The sequence below is a fragment of the Gilliamella sp. Pas-s95 genome, from assembly GCF_009795795.1.
In the GTDB taxonomy this organism is placed as follows: domain Bacteria; phylum Pseudomonadota; class Gammaproteobacteria; order Enterobacterales; family Orbaceae; genus Gilliamella; species Gilliamella bombicola.
In genome coordinates this window covers 1-15,033 of record NZ_WTFC01000001.1, presented here as the reverse complement: position 1 = coordinate 15,033, position 15,033 = coordinate 1, and the positions used below count along the sequence as shown (strand labels likewise).

Below are 15,033 nucleotides of genomic sequence, written 5' to 3'. Positions count from 1 at the left end.
CTTATGATGTTGTTGATTCTTTAATTACTTAAGATACGGTTTTTTTGTATGCAGCGTATTGCCATTTTTATTAGCATAATTTTATTGCTTACAGCTTGTAGTAGTGAGAGATCTTCAACATCTCCAATGAAAGAACATCGTGGACATACCAATGTCAAAGGTGGCGTTTATCTTGAAAACGATCACAATCCGTCTCAAACCATTAGCTCGCCATTGGCTATCGATAAAGAAAAGTTTATCGATAGAATGGCCAGTAAACATGGTTTTAATCGGCAACAGTTGCGCAATGTGCTTGCACAAACCAATAAACTGGATTGGGTCATTAATTTAATGGATAAACAAGCACCAAAAACCGGCTCATCGACGGTGCCGAATGGTGCTTGGCTTCGATATAAAAATAAATTTATTACGCCGAGTAATCTTCCTCGAGGCGTAGATTTTTGGAACCAATACCAAAAAGAATTGCAACGTGCTTATAATGAATACGGCGTGCCTCCCGAAATTATTGTTGGTATTATTGGTGTTGAAACAGGTTGGGGTAGAGTAATGGGTAAAACAAAAATTATTGATGCCCTATCAACACTGGCTTTTAACTATCCAAGACGTGCGCAATATTTTTCTGAAGAATTAGAAGATTTTTTAGTTATGTGTCGTGATGAAGGCGTTGATCCCTTTGATTTAAATGGATCGTTTGCTGGCGCAATGGGATATGGTCAATTTATGCCGTCTGCATTTAGACGTTATGCTGTTGATTTTAACCATGATGGTCATATTGATTTATGGGATCCAGTTGATGCTATCGGTAGTGTTGCGAACTACTTTAAGTCGCACGGCTGGCAACGAGGCAAAAAAGTAGCGGTTATGGCTAATGGTCAAGCGCCATCACTTGATACAGGCTTTAGCACAAAATACTCAATTGAAACACTAGCAAAAGCTGGATTAAAACCAAAAAGTTCTTTAGATGGACAGACACAGGTCAGTTTGTTGCGCCTTGATATGGGCGACAGTTACCAATTTTGGTATGGATTACCAAACTTTTATACTATTACCCGTTACAACCATAGCACGCATTATGCCATGGCAGTTTGGCAATTAGGGCTTGCGGTTAAAGATGCAAGATAGTTGTTTGTATTAATCTGTTAGTACAGCCTATTGGTTTTATGTTCTAGCCGGTTTTAGGTAAGGTCGCAGTTGCGACCTTTTTTTATGTCTATTAATTATATTAAGAAATGATTAGCTTTATAGCCAGCAATAATAAAAAGATACCAAAAAATCTGATTAGCTTGTTTATTGATAATTTTTGCGCAATTTGTACTCCCACTTTAGCCATTGGTATACTTGCTAGCATAATGACGAATGCGGCAGGTAGATAAATAAAGCCTAAGCAATATTGTGGTAATTGTGGATTATTCCAACCAGCGATTATATAGCCAATGGTTCCACCAATTGCAACAGGCACAGTAAAAGCTGCCGATGTACCAATGGCTTTACGCATATCAATACCACATCTTTGCAAAAATGGCACTACTAATACACCACCACCCACACCGACAAGGGCGGCAAAAATACCAATTAACGTGCCGGCAAAGATAAAAATTTGATTGTTAAAGGGAATCGTTTTACTAACTGGATTTTTGGTTTTTTTGTCTATCTGTAAAATAAATTTAATACTTACATAAATAAGAAAGATAATAAATACCCATTTTAACCAACTGCCCGGGATATAGGGAGTCATATATGAACCGCCTAACGTACCAATAATACAACCTAAAACCATTTTTTTTAAAATTGGCCATTGAATATTGTGGTTTTTGTTGTGAATATAGCTAGATGACAAACTAGTGCCAATGATGGTGGCTAATGATGTTGCAATGGCAATATGGTTAACCCAAGGATCTCCAAGGTTAAAGTAATTTAAGGTAAAAATTAAAGATGGTACAATTAATGCTCCACCGCCAACACCAAACATACCGGCTAATAATCCAGCCGCGGCACCTATTGAAAGGAAAATAATAAATTCAAAAATCATATAAGAAAAATCAGTTTGATTGTTATTTAAACGATTATACTGAGTAAGCGTCTGAGAAGCCATCTGTGACAACAATTATATTCACTATTTATGTACAAAAAAATTTAGAAATATGCGTATTTTAATATAACAGCTTAAATGATAAAGAGATGACCACCCAATTAATATCGCCTATACTATTTTGGAATCAGGTAAATATGATTAGTTTTTTAGGTGTCTTAATATGTTAGAAGATGTAATGCAAGGCGCATTAATTTCGGCAAGTTTAATTATTGCCATTGGTGCTCAAAATTTATTTGTACTTAAGCAAGGACTATTAAAAAACCACATCTTTTTTGTAGCAGCAATCTGTTTTATTTGTGACTTTGCCTTGATGTCAGTAGGTATTTTGGGGGTGGGTTCGTTTATTAGTACCAATCTATTAATAACTCGCATTCTTGCCATTTTAGGGGCGGTTTTTTTGATTTTGTATGGATTTTCAGCTTTTAAAAGTGCCATTCAAGGCAATAGTTACATGCAAATTGAATCTCAAGATCCGCAAAATAACCGTTTACTCAAAGTGGTACTAGCAACCTTGGCTGTTACCTTGCTTAATCCTCATGTTTATCTAGATACCGTTGTTATTGTGGGTGGTATTGCTGGCACATTAACAAGTGAACAAAAATTGGCATTTTTGATTGGCGCGGTTTGTGTTTCGTTTATTTGGTTTTTTGGAATAGGTTATGGTGCAAGACTATTAACGCCACTGTTTAAACAGAAAAAGATGTGGGTCATATTGGACTTTTTGGTAGGTTGCGTGATGTTTTATATTGCTTATCGATTAGTTTTGTTTGTTTTTTAGTTTAATTAAATAGAGCCAAATGATTTTAGTTGCGGATGATTCGTATATAAGACGTCATCAAGCGGTTATTTACCATTTGGTTATGATTTAAGATCTTTGATGTGTTGGATTATTTTATTCTTAATAACAACCACAATCATTATTACTAGCTTGTTTTTTCTTAGCTTGTTGCTTGGCTACAATAGCATTGACTTTTTTGGTTACAATAACTAAATTCTCTTTGGCGTCAGAATAGTTCTGTTCAGCTGCTTTAGTAAACCATTGTTTAGCTTTAAAGTAGTTCTGTTTTACTCCTGTGCCTTTGTAATAGATTGTTGCTAAGGTATATTGAGCAACCGCATCACCTTTTTTCGCTGCTTTAGTATCCCATTCAATTCCTTTTGAATAGCTTTGCTTTGTCCCTTGTCCATTATAGTATAATAAAGCTAAGCTATGTTGAGCGGCGATATTGCCTTGATTGGCTGCTTTTTCAAACCACTGCTTTGCTTGTGTATAATTGGGTTTGGCTTCTTGCTGTTCAAATCCATTTTCGACGGCTTTAAAATGGCGTCTTTTAGTATATGAGCCGTCAGCATACATAAGACCTAAATGATATTGTGCTTCAGCATCATTTTGTTTGGTTGCTTTTTGATACTCCTCATTAAAATCAAATAAAGGTTGTTGCTCAGCATAAATAGCAGTGCTAAAACACAAAACTAGTAATAATTTAGCAAGAAACTTTAGCATAAAGATTCCTTTAAAAAATAAATAACTTACTTATTTTATCGTATTTATTTTTTTAGTATAGTTCGATTATTCAAATTTGTTCCGGACAAATTTGTCGAATGCTAGCGTTCTCATCGCTTTTTTTGTTTTTAATTAGATTAATTTGATTTACTTAGAATTTGTGTAATTAATGGTGGGTCGTGAGCGATTCGAACGCTCGACCAACGGATTAAAAGTCCGCTGCTCTACCGACTGAGCTAACGACCCATCTAGAGATGGTGGGTGATACCGGGTTCGAACCAGTGACCCCCTCCTTGTAAGGGAGGTGCTCTCCCAACTGAGCTAATCACCCCAAGTGTTTTATTACTAAAACGTCACGGTAAAGATTGGTGGGTGATACCGGGTTCGAACCAGTGACCCCCTCCTTGTAAGGGAGGTGCTCTCCCAACTGAGCTAATCACCCTTACCGTGTGGGTGTGCATTATAAGGCACGGCTTATTTCAGTCAACCTTTTTTTTTAAATTTCTCTAAAATCGACTTCGTTCGGTTTAATTTTAAACATTTTTTGGGTGATAGTTCGCAAAAATCACTTTTGTTTATTTTTATTTAATCAAGTGGCATTATGATTAAGTGATTCGGTTATCAAAAATAAAAAGTTAATCAATCATGGTTTTTAATAAAAAACGCGTTATTATTTATGTTGAACCTACTATTTTACGCTATAAAGCAGTAGGCACTGCTAAGCAAAACACTGCATTGACCATTAATGATGACTTAACTGCATTTAATTATCAAAATGCCGCAGATATTGAATTTTTCATTGGTGAGTTACAAAAAAAATTTACTAGGCGCACACAATACGAACTTAATTTAGACATCAATTTAATTCAAACGCAACAACTCACCTTACCCGATGTAAAGCTAAAATTAAGTGAATTGATTTTATATGTTGAAGCTAACATTTATAAATTATTTCAATTGCCTGCTAAAAAGGTACTTTTTGACTTTGTTTATCCAACTAAACAAAACAAACATGTTACCGTAATGATTGTTGAACGCGATTATATTGAAAGTTGGATTAACCTTTTTAAAAAGTATGAATTATTATTAACATTTGCCGGTTATCGCTTCGATAATGCCAAAATTAATTTTTTACCATGGCGTCAAGAAAAGCAAACAAAGCACCTGCAGCAATTAACCTACGTGGTTGCTGGTTTAATTGGTATAATCAGTTGTTTGCTCTGTTATCTTTGGATTCAAGCTCGAAATGAGCTACAACATTACGACCAAAAATTGTTAGAACAGCAAGAGGTAGTGCAAAAGCTCACTGCTGAAGTATCTCATTATTTACCTAACCCATCATTAAGCCACAAACAGATTCAAGATGTTTTATTGTTACTTTCGGCGCAGTTACCGTCTGTCATTTGGATAGACTCTTTTTATTATGAACAACAAAAAATCAGGATCGACGGACAAAGCTTTAGTTATGTTGAATTGACTAAATTTAATCAAAATCTGTTAACGCTAAAAAATATCAGTAACAGCCAAATAAATAGCGTCTCGTCTAATAAAACGAGCTTAGTTTTTGAAATGGAAATTTATTTAGATGAACAGTGATTTTTTTTATCGCCCAATTTGGCAACAATATTTGGTGTCTGTTTTATGCTGTTTAGCGGTTTCTGTGATGATTTATCTATTTTTTATTCACGATATTGAGCAACAAGCAAAATTAAAAAGCAACACATATCAGCAAAAAATCACTGAAACGGAGTTACTACAAGCAAAAGTGAAGCGTTATCAGACAAGTAAAAATAGTTTATATAGTTTAATATCAGAACAAGATCTTGCACAAATGATCGAACAACATCACCTCGTATTGAGTTCCTTTAAGCGCTATCAAACAGTCCAAACCGTTAATTGGGATATTGAGTTAAATGGTCAATTTTTTGATTTTATGAATTTGCTTGCGTCATTGATGGATGATTTCTATTTTCTTGATTTTCAAAATTTAAAAATCAGCAAACAAGAACAACAGTTACAGATCATGTTTACGTTATTGTTCAAAAAGGATAATGAATGATACGTTATGTATATCAATGCATCGGTTTATGCCTTTTAATCTGTTTTGATCTTAAGGCTAATATGCCTCTAGAACGAGATCCGTTTCAACCTTATTATTCGGTTTCATGTAGTGAACAAACCGAACAATTGCTTGAGCAGATCCAAATTTGGCATTTTAGGGGGATGATGAAACAAACTGATCAATCTTATCAGCAGATTTGGTTATCATCTGATAATCAGTGGCTAGCAATAACCGATGACACAGTGCCAAACGTTTTGTTTCCTTGGCATATCCAATCATTACTTAACGACAAAATTATTTGGCAAGCAGATTTACCCAATTATTGCCATCAGACTGTATCATGGACAATGCCTCTCAATGAATAACAACAATACCAAAAAACAACGGCTAAACCACTATATTAGTCGAGTTACTCAAGCCAAAATCAATTTGGCCAACCTAATTATTTCTATTTTTTTTATTATTGGTATAAATGCTAGTCATGCCAATATTGATCAATCATTAAATGCCGAACAAAAAAACAATATCTCAATGACATTTTACCAAACGGATATTGCCATCATCTTGCAGGCGTTAGCCGATAGTCAGCAGATGAATTTAGTCATGTCAGAAGATCTAGCAATCAAGCAGACCATTAAACTTAACAATGTTGATTGGCATAAAGCGTTAAAGATTGTATTAGACTCAGCAAATTTACAAGCTGAAATTGATGATAATATTCTGTTCGTATCCAAAGCGCCCGATCCAGATATTTTAATGCAAAAACAACAATTAGCGCAAAAAGAACAAGAACTCAACCAACCGCTTAATTCGTTATCAATAGCCATTAATCATGCTGATCCAACTACCTTAATCGAAACAATTCAACAGCAAGGGCTATTATCAGAAAGGGGAAAGGTCACACACGATAAACGAACAAACTCGCTCATTGTCACCGATCTAACCAAACAATTTAACCAGATCGAAAAATTAATCAAAACACTGGATAAACCCATGCCTCAAGTCCATATATCAGCGCATATTGTCACCATGAGTGATGAAAGTATGTCAGCGCTCGGTATTAAATGGGGGTACACCGGCAAGTCATCACAATTATTCGATAAGTTCGAGGTTGGCCTTGGTGTGGCACATCCTACTACCTCGGTGGGGTTTAATTTAGCAAAACTATCGGGCAGTTTACTTAATTTAGAACTATCAGCACTTGAATCTGAAAATCAACTTGAAATTATCGCTAGTCCTAATTTACTTACCGCTAATCAAAACATGGCTTCAATAAAACAAGGTACCGAAATTCCTTACGAAGTGTCTAGCGGTAGCAATGGGGCGACATCAATTGAATTTAAGCCCGCGGTATTGGGGCTAGAAGTGACGCCCAAAATACTGTCTGATGATCGCATGATTTTAGATTTATATATTACACAAAATACGGCAGGGCGCTCAATAAAGCGTAGTGATGGTGGTGAAGCGTTAGCGATTGATACCCAAGAAATCAAAACACAAGTGCAGATAAAAAATGGTGAAACTGTCGTCTTAGGGGGAATCTTTCAACAAGTTAATACTAACAATAACCGCAAAGTTCCTGGTGCTGGTGATATGCCTGTTATTGGCAATTTGTTTAAACACAACAGCAAAAAACAACAAAAACGCGAGTTAGTTATTTTTATTACGCCACAATTGGTTGAGTAAATGTTAACGGAGTTGTATCATACTTTAACTTGTTTTAGCCTTTGCTTTGATATGTAATTATTGTTCAAAGTATATTATTTTTAGCCATTATTATTACAATTTATTATAAAAGTAGAGAATATTATGCATGTTGTTGCTTCTGATTTAGATGGGACTTTATTAACTCCTGAACATAGCTTATCACCTTATACCAAACAAGTTCTTCAAGCATTACGCAAAAAAGACATTCATTTTGTTTTTGCAACAGGAAGGCACCATATTGATGTTGCCCAAATGCGCGAAAATATGGAAATTGATGCTTTTATGATAACTTCAAATGGAGCAAGAGTGCATGATAGCCAAGGTAATTTAGTCTTTAGCCAAAGTATTATTCCATCGCTTGCTAGTGAAATTGCCCAAATGAGTATGGATGACCCATTAATTTATACACATGTATATCGTGGTGATGATTGGTTAATTAATAAAGAAGATACATTTTCATTAGAATTTTTTCGAGATACACAGTTCACTTATCAATTATTTAATCCACTTGATTTTTCAACCGATGATATTGCTAAAATTTATTTTACGACGACCGATGATGCACTTTACCCACACCTTGTTCAGTTAAAAAATCGATTAGAGGCAAAATTTGGCAATAAAATTAGTGTTGCTTTTTCAACATTAAACTGCCTTGAAGTCATGGCCGAAAACGTCTCTAAAGGTAGTGCATTAAAAAAAGTGGTTGAAAAATTGGGTTACAGTTTAAAAGACAGCATTGCTTTTGGTGACGGCATGAATGACTACGAAATGTTAAAAGCCGCCGGTAAAGGATGTATAATGGAAAACGGTAGCTCTGAATTAAAGGCATTATTGCCAGAATTAGAGGTTATCGGCTCAAATGCACAAGATGCCGTGCCTCATTACCTAAGTAAACTATTTTTATAATTATCAAATAGACTAAAATGAATATAACTATCGACAAAGAACTCAATACGCTTGGATTGCGTTGTCCTGAACCGATTATGTTAATAAGAAAAGCCATTCGAGAACTTGCCATAGGGCAAGTTCTTCATGTTATTGCTGATGATTTTGCTACAACTCGCGATGTTCCTAGCTTTTGCCGCCATATGGATCACGAATTACTCTCATCGCAAATGGAATCTGAACCATACCAATACTGGATAAAAAAATCGCATTAGTGAAAAGGCTTTTTCAGACAAATTTTTAATAAAATATGGGGTTGCATCAATTTAATTCAATTTGTTTTAGATAATAACGTAATGTTCGCCAGTCATGAGGCTGAAAGTTATCAATCATTAACCAAAGTGTACCATGTTTACCATCGTGTCGAGATTTTAGATTTAAAATAACAACATAACGGAATATCAATGGTTTATGCATCAAATACCAGCGCTGTTTGTGCCAATATAGTTGATTGATATAGTGAAATAACGCAAATTCGCCTTTAATTGTTTGCAAATAGTATAGACAGCGCCACCATTCTATTATCAATAATGGAATGATAATAAAGGTATAACAATTTAAAGTCGTATCAGCAAACAAAACGCAACAAAGTATTATTAGCACTGAATAAAAAAGCGTTGCAATGCATAATTGTTGCTTTGATATGCTAAGTTGTGTGCTCCACATAATGCTTGCTCTACTAAGTTAAAATAGAATTATTTCATGATCCTGATAAAAATTGCTTAAAATAAAACAAAAGATGGGAGATAATGCCCACAATTTTGTGTGATTTAGTCAATGAGAGATCAAACATTCGCATTTTTTAGAATGCCAAAATGAAGATCCTTACCTAAAGATTGATGAATATTGGCGCAGAAAATTCTGATGCCACTATTTTGCCTAAAAAATGAATATAGGAAAGATTTGTGATATTTGTTAGAGTTTTGAAATTTATTCTAAAATTATTCATCGGTTTATTTCTTTGTGCTTTAGTTATTGGCATTGCAGGTTATGCTTATTATTCAAAGGAACTTCCCGACGTTGCAACATTAAAAGATATACGCTTACAAACGCCAATGCAAGTGCTAAGCAAAGACGGTGAATTGATTGCTATTTTTGGTGAACGACGCAGAACACCATTAAAATATAACGAAATCCCTCCAATGGTGGTTAACGCAGTTATTGCAACAGAAGATGCACGTTTTTACGAACATTTTGGTATTGACCCGATTGGTATTGTTCGAGCGATGTATATTGGTTTGAAGCATAAGGGATTTTCTCAAGGCGGTAGTACCATTACTCAACAAGTCGCGAAAAACTTCTTCCTAACGCCAGAAAAGAGCATCACACGTAAAGCCAAAGAAGTCATTCTTGCTATCCGCATGGAAAAAGAGCTATCAAAAGAAGAAATTATGGCTCTATACCTTAACATGATCAACTTTGGATCAAGAGCATATGGAGTTGCTGCAGCATCTTACACCTTTTTTGGCAAAACACCTGATCAATTAACCATTGACGAAGCAGCTTTATTAGCGGGCTTACCTAATGCACCATCGGCATATAATCCAATTGCACACCCAGATCGTGCACTAACTAGACGTAATTGGGTTTTAGGACGTATGTTAGATCAATCCTATATTACCCAAGCACAATATAATGAAGCCATTAAAAAACCGCTTAGCGCAAGTTATCACTCGCCACAAATCGAATTTTCAGCGCCTTATGTTGCCGAAATGGCGCGTCAATTTATGTATGATAAATTTGGCGAAAATGCTTACACCGACGGCTACAAAGTCTACACGACTATCTCAAAAACTGACCAAATAGCGGCGACAGAAGCGGTTCAAAAAAATATTATCGATTATGACATCAGACATGGCTACCGTGGTCCTGAAAAAGTCCTATGGCAACCGAATGAAACGGCATGGGATCCTGAAAAGATCCAACAAACACTTAACAAATATATATGCTATAGCGGCATGTGCCCAGCGGTGATAATGGCCGTATCAGATCAAGAAGCTACCGCTGTATTAACCGATAAAAGTAATATTACTATTAGCTACCAAGATATGAAATGGGCACGTCCATTTATTAGTGACTCAAGACAAGGCGCATTCCCGAAAAAAGTGTCGGATACTCTCAAAGCAGGGCAGCTTATTTGGGTTAAAAAATCGGGCGACAATTGGGGACTCGCACAAATTCCAGCGGTTAATGCTGCGCTTGTATCACTTGATTCCGATAATGGTGCTATCAAAGCCATTGTTGGGGGTTACGATTTTAACTTAAGCAAATTTAATCGCGCGACACAAGCCTTAAGGCAATTAGGCTCGAACATAAAGCCATTTATTTATACCGCCACTTTAGAACAAGGTTTGACAATGGCGACACTACTCAATGACGCACCTATTGTCCGCTCAACGGGTAGTGAAACATGGCGCCCCAAAAATTCACCGCCAACTTATGCGGGGCCATTACGGTTAAGAATTGGCCTTGGAATGTCTAAAAATGTAATGATGGTCAGGGCATTGCGCGCTGTAGGGATCGATTATGCAGCAGAGTATTTAGAGCGTTTTGGCTTCCCTAAAGAAAACATCTCGCATAACGAGTCATTAGCGTTAGGTTCGGCATCATTTACACCACTACAAGTTGCAAGAGCTTATTCCGTTATCACTAATGGCGGCTACCTAATTACGCCATATTTGATTGAAAAGATAGAATACAACAATGGTGCAGGCACTATATATCAACATCAACCAGTGATTGCTTGTCACGACTGTAACGACGATATCAGCACAGCTGGCACTAAACCTGTGGCATTAGATAGTGTCGAAAATGAATCAAACGAATCAGATAGCGAAGAGCCAGAACAAGCTAACCTTAAAGCTGACGACAATTTAGTATTACCTGACATCAATCCAGACGAAAAAAATACAGATGTCACATCAAAATATGCTCCACACACAGTCAATAGTGGCATTGCGTATATCATGAAAGATGGACTTCGATCTATCGTATTTGGTGGCTCAGATTGGCAAGGAACTGCATGGCGTGTAAAAGCATTAGGTCGAAAAGACGTCGGTGGTAAAACAGGTACCACCAACGCGTCTAAAGACGTTTGGTTTTCTGGATTTGGTGGTAATATTGTTACCACTGTTTGGATGGGGTTTGATGACCACCGACGTGATTTAGGCCGAACATTCCGAGCCGAAGCCGGTGCCGTAACGGCAAACCCGGTATGGGTCGATTATATGAAAGTCGCCCTAAAAGATGTTCCCGTAAAAGAAGATGTCAAACCTGAAAATGTCATTTCGGTCACGATTGATCAAAAAACTGGATTATTACCAAGCTCAAGCTCAAAAACCATGTCAGAATATTTTATAAAGGGCACTGAGCCAACGGGTTATGCAACACAAGAAGTGGGCACCAAAGTTATCGACTCTGAAGGCAACTCATCAGAACTATTCTGATAAAGGATTTAACATGAATGGTTCAATCAGAATTATTGGCGGAAAGTGGCGTGGACGAAAGTTATCGGTGCTTGACAAACAAGGACTACGTCCAACCACAGACCGCATCAAAGAAACCTTATATAACTGGTTAATGCCAGTTATCCAAGGCAGCCATTGCTTGGATTGTTTTTCTGGTAGCGGATCTCTCGGCTTTGAAGCCGCATCAAGGGGCGCCACAAGCGTCACCTTACTGGAAAAAGACAAACAAGTTGCCCAGCTACTCAACAAAAACAAACAGTTAATTGCGAGCGATGCTATCGACATTTATCACACCGACACCCTCGCGTGGCTTAACAAACCTGCATCCAAACAGTTTGATATTGTATTTATCGATCCGCCGTTTCATCAATCCTTAGTCGCAAAAACGGTCAGCCTACTTGAACACAACAACTGGCTCAAACCGTCGGCTTATATTTATATTGAAGCAGAAATCGAGCACGACCTAACAACCTATATTCCAAATAACTGGCACTTACATCGCGAAAAAACCGCCGGCCAAGTTCACAGCTACCTTTTTATACGGGAAGATAATTAATGTTCATCTTTATTGGCAAAGCCTTATATTCGTTAATGTGGTTATTTTTATTATTTAACCTAATTTGTCCTTACCCAAAACCAGCTAATATTGTTGCCAATATAGGCTTAATCGCCTTTGTGGTTACCCACGGCTTACAAGCATGGTTCCTAAGCTCAACCATGACCAAGCAAGAAAAGCAACAAGACAAATTCAAAGTAGTACGCCTGTTCCTATTTGGCGTTTTTGAATCACTTAGTTGGAAAGATAAAAAATAATGGCAAAAAGTGGTTGCTAGATACAAATTTTTTTGTATAATGCTCACCACTTCTTTTGAAGCACCTCAATAAGCGGGAATAGCTCAGTTGGTAGAGCACGACCTTGCCAAGGTCGGGGTCGCGAGTTCGAACCTCGTTTCCCGCTCCAAATCTTAATAATGCATTTATTCCTCATATTACAAAAACTAAATAAAGCCTAAACAAGACTTTTTCTATTTATTAGTCAAATAAAAAACTTTAATAAAATCAATTACTTTTCTGACCGATTTTTTGGTCGGTGACTAAGTTGTTTTTAACCAAAAACCATTTCCCAAAACACGCCAACAAAAGCTCAACCTTATCAACTTAACAAAACTTTACAAATATTTAACAAAAAAGCTAGCGCATTATTACTCAAGCGGTTATAATTTAAGTGCTTTAAAAGCAAGGGAAAGCTCGTCAGTCGAGCGGTTAATTATAAAAAGTTTAAATAAAACAAAAAATTACTTGACAGGATAATCGAAATGCGTTACCATGTATGGCACATGGCACATGGCACATGGCCTGCCAAACCTATGCCCTAAATCTTTTTCAATTTCACCGTAGTCTAAATCAGACACAGTTCTTATTATCATCATCGAAGTCATTTCGCGTAGCGAAATGGACGCCGTCATCGAGGTCTTTACTGGCGATGTTTTCGGCGGGTACTTCGGCAACATCCTTGGAGACATCGTCGGAAACCGCTTTGGTCAGGTCATCGGCCACATGTTCGGTAAAATTATCGTCGATATCCAAGTGTTTATTAAGTTCAATAAGACCGTCATTGGTATCCAAACTGCCATTATGGTTTAGACTTTCATTATTATCAAAATTATCTAAATCGGCGTTGTTCTTCGCGTTGTTGCTCTTGTTGTCGTATTCACAGGGTTCAGTGGCATTAACGGCACATACATCAAGAGCAATTGAAGGTACTGCGCCATATTTAACATTTGATGGGGGACAGACAAAGGCAACTAATACGGATACTTTTTTGGCAATCGAGTTGCCAGATGGAAGACGTATTACTCAGTCAGCTAACACATCAAGTGCTACCAATCCGATAAGGTTACCTAGTGGTAATTTTACTTTTAATGATATACACACGGTGGTTCCCGCATCGGTCCCATTAGTAAATGGTGAGTATGCAATAGATATAAATAATTTGGTTAGCCAAGGGAAGTGGGGAGATGATGATGGAGATGGACAGGGTGCTAATGGTGTTACAGCATCAGGGCGTATAGATTTAACAATAAGGGATAAAAATGGCACTACCGTTAGTCGTAATGATACATTAAGTCTATGTAAAGCGCCTTATAAGTTAACTTTAAGTAGTACAGGGGGGGCTTTAGAGACTCGTTATGGTGTGCCAAGAGGTAGTCGATTTTACGGAGGGACGGCGGAGTATTATATCACTTTGTCGTCACAGCCGGTTATTTGTTCGGTCAGGCCTAATTTGTTGTTTGGTGGTACTACTGGCATCAATTCTATCGACAACCCTCGCTTTGCCGGCCCATCTAACATATGGTCTCCTACTAAGGGCTTTTTGGTTCAGTCAGCAAGTCCATCGTCTTACGAGTTAAACTTTCCAACTACAGGTGCTGATGGATTGTATTTTGATTTGGATGTTGGTGGAATCGATGCAAGTCAGTTGAGTTGGACAGTTAATACAAGTGGTCGTTTAAGGGCAACGGTGAGTTGGACAAGGCCGCGTTCTGGTACATTCACAGCCCCAGATGGACGTACTGTCCAAGCCGATGTCTGGATTAGAGATAAATCCAGTTATGTAACACGGGTAACATTAAGGGGTCCTAGGGCAACTAGTGCTCAAATAAACTCAAGTAGTCCTAGTCGGCTTACTCCGTCGCTATCTTTGCCACAGAAGTTTGAGTTGGTCGGTAGGGATAGTAATGGTAATGAGGTTCGTTATGGATTTGTGTTGAGGCAGTGGTTCGTCCATCGGGGTAATAAAACTGCTTCTCAGTCTAACCAATCCACTTGGTGTCGTGATTTGGGTTATCGTATTGTTAGGGTAAGGGATTTAACTAATGCGGTTTGTCGTGGTTATGGAGTGAATAATAGTTATCCTTGTACTGGTGCAGTAGGTGCCGTGCCGTCGTCTAGTAATAATGTTTACATGCGTCACATAGGTGCAGGTTTTTTCACGGAGTGGGGCTCCATGAACTTCTACGCTGATGCGGGCTTCGTCGCCAACTACTGGACGAGTGACGCAGCAGGTAGCGGTGGCTTCTCTGTCACCTCGAACCGCGGCGTTGTCCTCAGCGACAGTGCCGGCTACGGCAACTATGCTGTTTGCACCGCACCTTAGTTTTTAGCGTTTAGTCCTTAATCCTTGGGCCGCGGGGGCGGTTATGGTGCCTGAGAGGACAATCTAACAAAGAATAACGCCCCCGCGCAAGTTGGGGCA

15 protein-coding genes and 4 tRNA genes are annotated in these 15,033 nt (G+C 37.6%); 13 read left to right on the top strand and 6 right to left on the bottom strand.

Annotated features, from left to right (window positions below; translation table 11 throughout):
- The first annotated feature begins 48 nt into the window (after positions 1 to 48).
- Positions 49 to 1,122 carry a lytic murein transglycosylase B gene (gene mltB, locus GQ598_RS00095; RefSeq protein WP_160401807.1) on the top strand — a complete coding sequence of 358 codons (1,074 nt, stop codon included), beginning with the start codon at positions 49 to 51 and terminating at the stop codon, positions 1,120 to 1,122.
- Between the two features lie 100 nt (positions 1,123 to 1,222).
- On the opposite strand, the gene GQ598_RS00090 is transcribed toward mltB, so the two are convergent.
- Complete coding sequence (locus GQ598_RS00090; protein ID WP_160401806.1) at positions 1,223 to 2,092, bottom strand: sulfite exporter TauE/SafE family protein; 870 nt, start codon at positions 2,090 to 2,092, stop codon at positions 1,223 to 1,225.
- A gap of 160 nt (positions 2,093 to 2,252) precedes the next feature.
- On the opposite strand from GQ598_RS00090, the gene GQ598_RS00085 reads away from it, so the two are divergent.
- Positions 2,253 to 2,870, top strand: a complete 618-nt coding sequence (locus tag GQ598_RS00085) for a LysE/ArgO family amino acid transporter (RefSeq protein WP_160401805.1) — start codon at positions 2,253 to 2,255, stop codon at positions 2,868 to 2,870.
- A gap of 120 nt (positions 2,871 to 2,990) precedes the next feature.
- Here GQ598_RS00085 and GQ598_RS00080 read toward each other — a convergent pair whose 3' ends face one another.
- The 4 genes from GQ598_RS00080 to GQ598_RS00065 all read right to left on the bottom strand — a co-directional run bounded on the left by GQ598_RS00080 (position 2,991) and on the right by GQ598_RS00065 (position 4,038).
- Positions 2,991 to 3,596 (bottom strand): tetratricopeptide repeat protein, encoded by a 606-nt coding sequence (locus GQ598_RS00080; protein ID WP_160401804.1) that lies wholly within the window; start codon positions 3,594 to 3,596, stop codon positions 2,991 to 2,993.
- A 170-nt stretch (positions 3,597 to 3,766) separates the two neighbouring features.
- A tRNA-Lys gene (locus GQ598_RS00075) sits at positions 3,767 to 3,842 on the bottom strand.
- A 9-nt stretch (positions 3,843 to 3,851) separates the two neighbouring features.
- Positions 3,852 to 3,927 (bottom strand) — tRNA-Val (locus tag GQ598_RS00070).
- A gap of 35 nt (positions 3,928 to 3,962) precedes the next feature.
- Positions 3,963 to 4,038: transfer RNA gene (locus tag GQ598_RS00065), tRNA-Val, on the bottom strand.
- 203 nt (positions 4,039 to 4,241) lie between these two features.
- Here GQ598_RS00065 and GQ598_RS00060 point away from each other — a divergent pair.
- The 6 genes from GQ598_RS00060 to tusA all read left to right on the top strand — a co-directional run bounded on the left by GQ598_RS00060 (position 4,242) and on the right by tusA (position 8,525).
- Positions 4,242 to 5,192: a PilN domain-containing protein gene (locus GQ598_RS00060; protein WP_160401803.1), complete on the top strand. Its 951-nt coding sequence runs from the start codon at positions 4,242 to 4,244 to the stop codon at positions 5,190 to 5,192.
- Entirely contained in the window at positions 5,182 to 5,655 is a 474-nt protein-coding gene (locus tag GQ598_RS00055) for a hypothetical protein (RefSeq protein ID WP_160401802.1), read from the top strand. Before GQ598_RS00060 ends, GQ598_RS00055 begins: the two co-directional genes overlap by 11 nt.
- On the top strand, positions 5,652 to 6,023 hold the full coding sequence (locus GQ598_RS00050) for a hypothetical protein (RefSeq protein ID WP_160401801.1): 372 nt from the start codon (positions 5,652 to 5,654) through the stop codon (positions 6,021 to 6,023). The genes GQ598_RS00055 and GQ598_RS00050 overlap by 4 nt, the downstream gene beginning before the upstream one ends.
- Positions 6,016 to 7,344: a secretin N-terminal domain-containing protein gene (locus tag GQ598_RS00045; protein ID WP_202112613.1), complete on the top strand. Its 1,329-nt coding sequence runs from the start codon at positions 6,016 to 6,018 to the stop codon at positions 7,342 to 7,344. Before GQ598_RS00050 ends, GQ598_RS00045 begins: the two co-directional genes overlap by 8 nt.
- 120 nt (positions 7,345 to 7,464) lie before the next feature.
- On the top strand, positions 7,465 to 8,271 hold the full coding sequence (locus GQ598_RS00040) for a Cof-type HAD-IIB family hydrolase (RefSeq protein ID WP_160401902.1): 807 nt from the start codon (positions 7,465 to 7,467) through the stop codon (positions 8,269 to 8,271).
- Between the two features lie 17 nt (positions 8,272 to 8,288).
- Positions 8,289 to 8,525, top strand: a complete 237-nt coding sequence (gene tusA, locus GQ598_RS00035) for a sulfurtransferase TusA (RefSeq protein WP_160401800.1) — start codon at positions 8,289 to 8,291, stop codon at positions 8,523 to 8,525.
- 46 nt (positions 8,526 to 8,571) lie between these two features.
- Here the strand turns inward: tusA and GQ598_RS00030 are convergent, their stop codons facing one another.
- Entirely contained in the window at positions 8,572 to 8,976 is a 405-nt protein-coding gene (locus GQ598_RS00030; protein WP_160401799.1) for a protein YgfX, read from the bottom strand.
- 257 nt (positions 8,977 to 9,233) lie between these two features.
- Here GQ598_RS00030 and GQ598_RS00025 point away from each other — a divergent pair, with 257 nt between their 5' ends.
- The 5 genes from GQ598_RS00025 (at position 9,234) to GQ598_RS00005 (ending at position 14,934) form a co-directional block, all read left to right on the top strand.
- A complete protein-coding gene (locus GQ598_RS00025; RefSeq protein WP_160401901.1) occupies positions 9,234 to 11,756 on the top strand; it encodes a PBP1A family penicillin-binding protein in 2,523 nt (840 codons plus the stop codon).
- Positions 11,757 to 11,769: 13 nt separating this feature from the next.
- Positions 11,770 to 12,333 carry a 16S rRNA (guanine(966)-N(2))-methyltransferase RsmD gene (gene rsmD / locus GQ598_RS00020; RefSeq protein WP_091346097.1) on the top strand — a complete coding sequence of 188 codons (564 nt, stop codon included), beginning with the start codon at positions 11,770 to 11,772 and terminating at the stop codon, positions 12,331 to 12,333.
- Complete coding sequence (locus tag GQ598_RS00015) at positions 12,333 to 12,590, top strand: DUF1145 domain-containing protein (protein WP_160401798.1); 258 nt, start codon at positions 12,333 to 12,335, stop codon at positions 12,588 to 12,590. Before rsmD ends, GQ598_RS00015 begins: the two co-directional genes overlap by 1 nt.
- Positions 12,591 to 12,662: 72 nt before the next feature.
- A tRNA-Gly gene (locus GQ598_RS00010) sits at positions 12,663 to 12,738 on the top strand.
- A 369-nt stretch (positions 12,739 to 13,107) separates the two neighbouring features.
- Complete coding sequence (locus GQ598_RS00005) at positions 13,108 to 14,934, top strand: hypothetical protein (protein ID WP_160401797.1); 1,827 nt, start codon at positions 13,108 to 13,110, stop codon at positions 14,932 to 14,934.
- Positions 14,935 to 15,033: the final 99 nt, after the last annotated feature.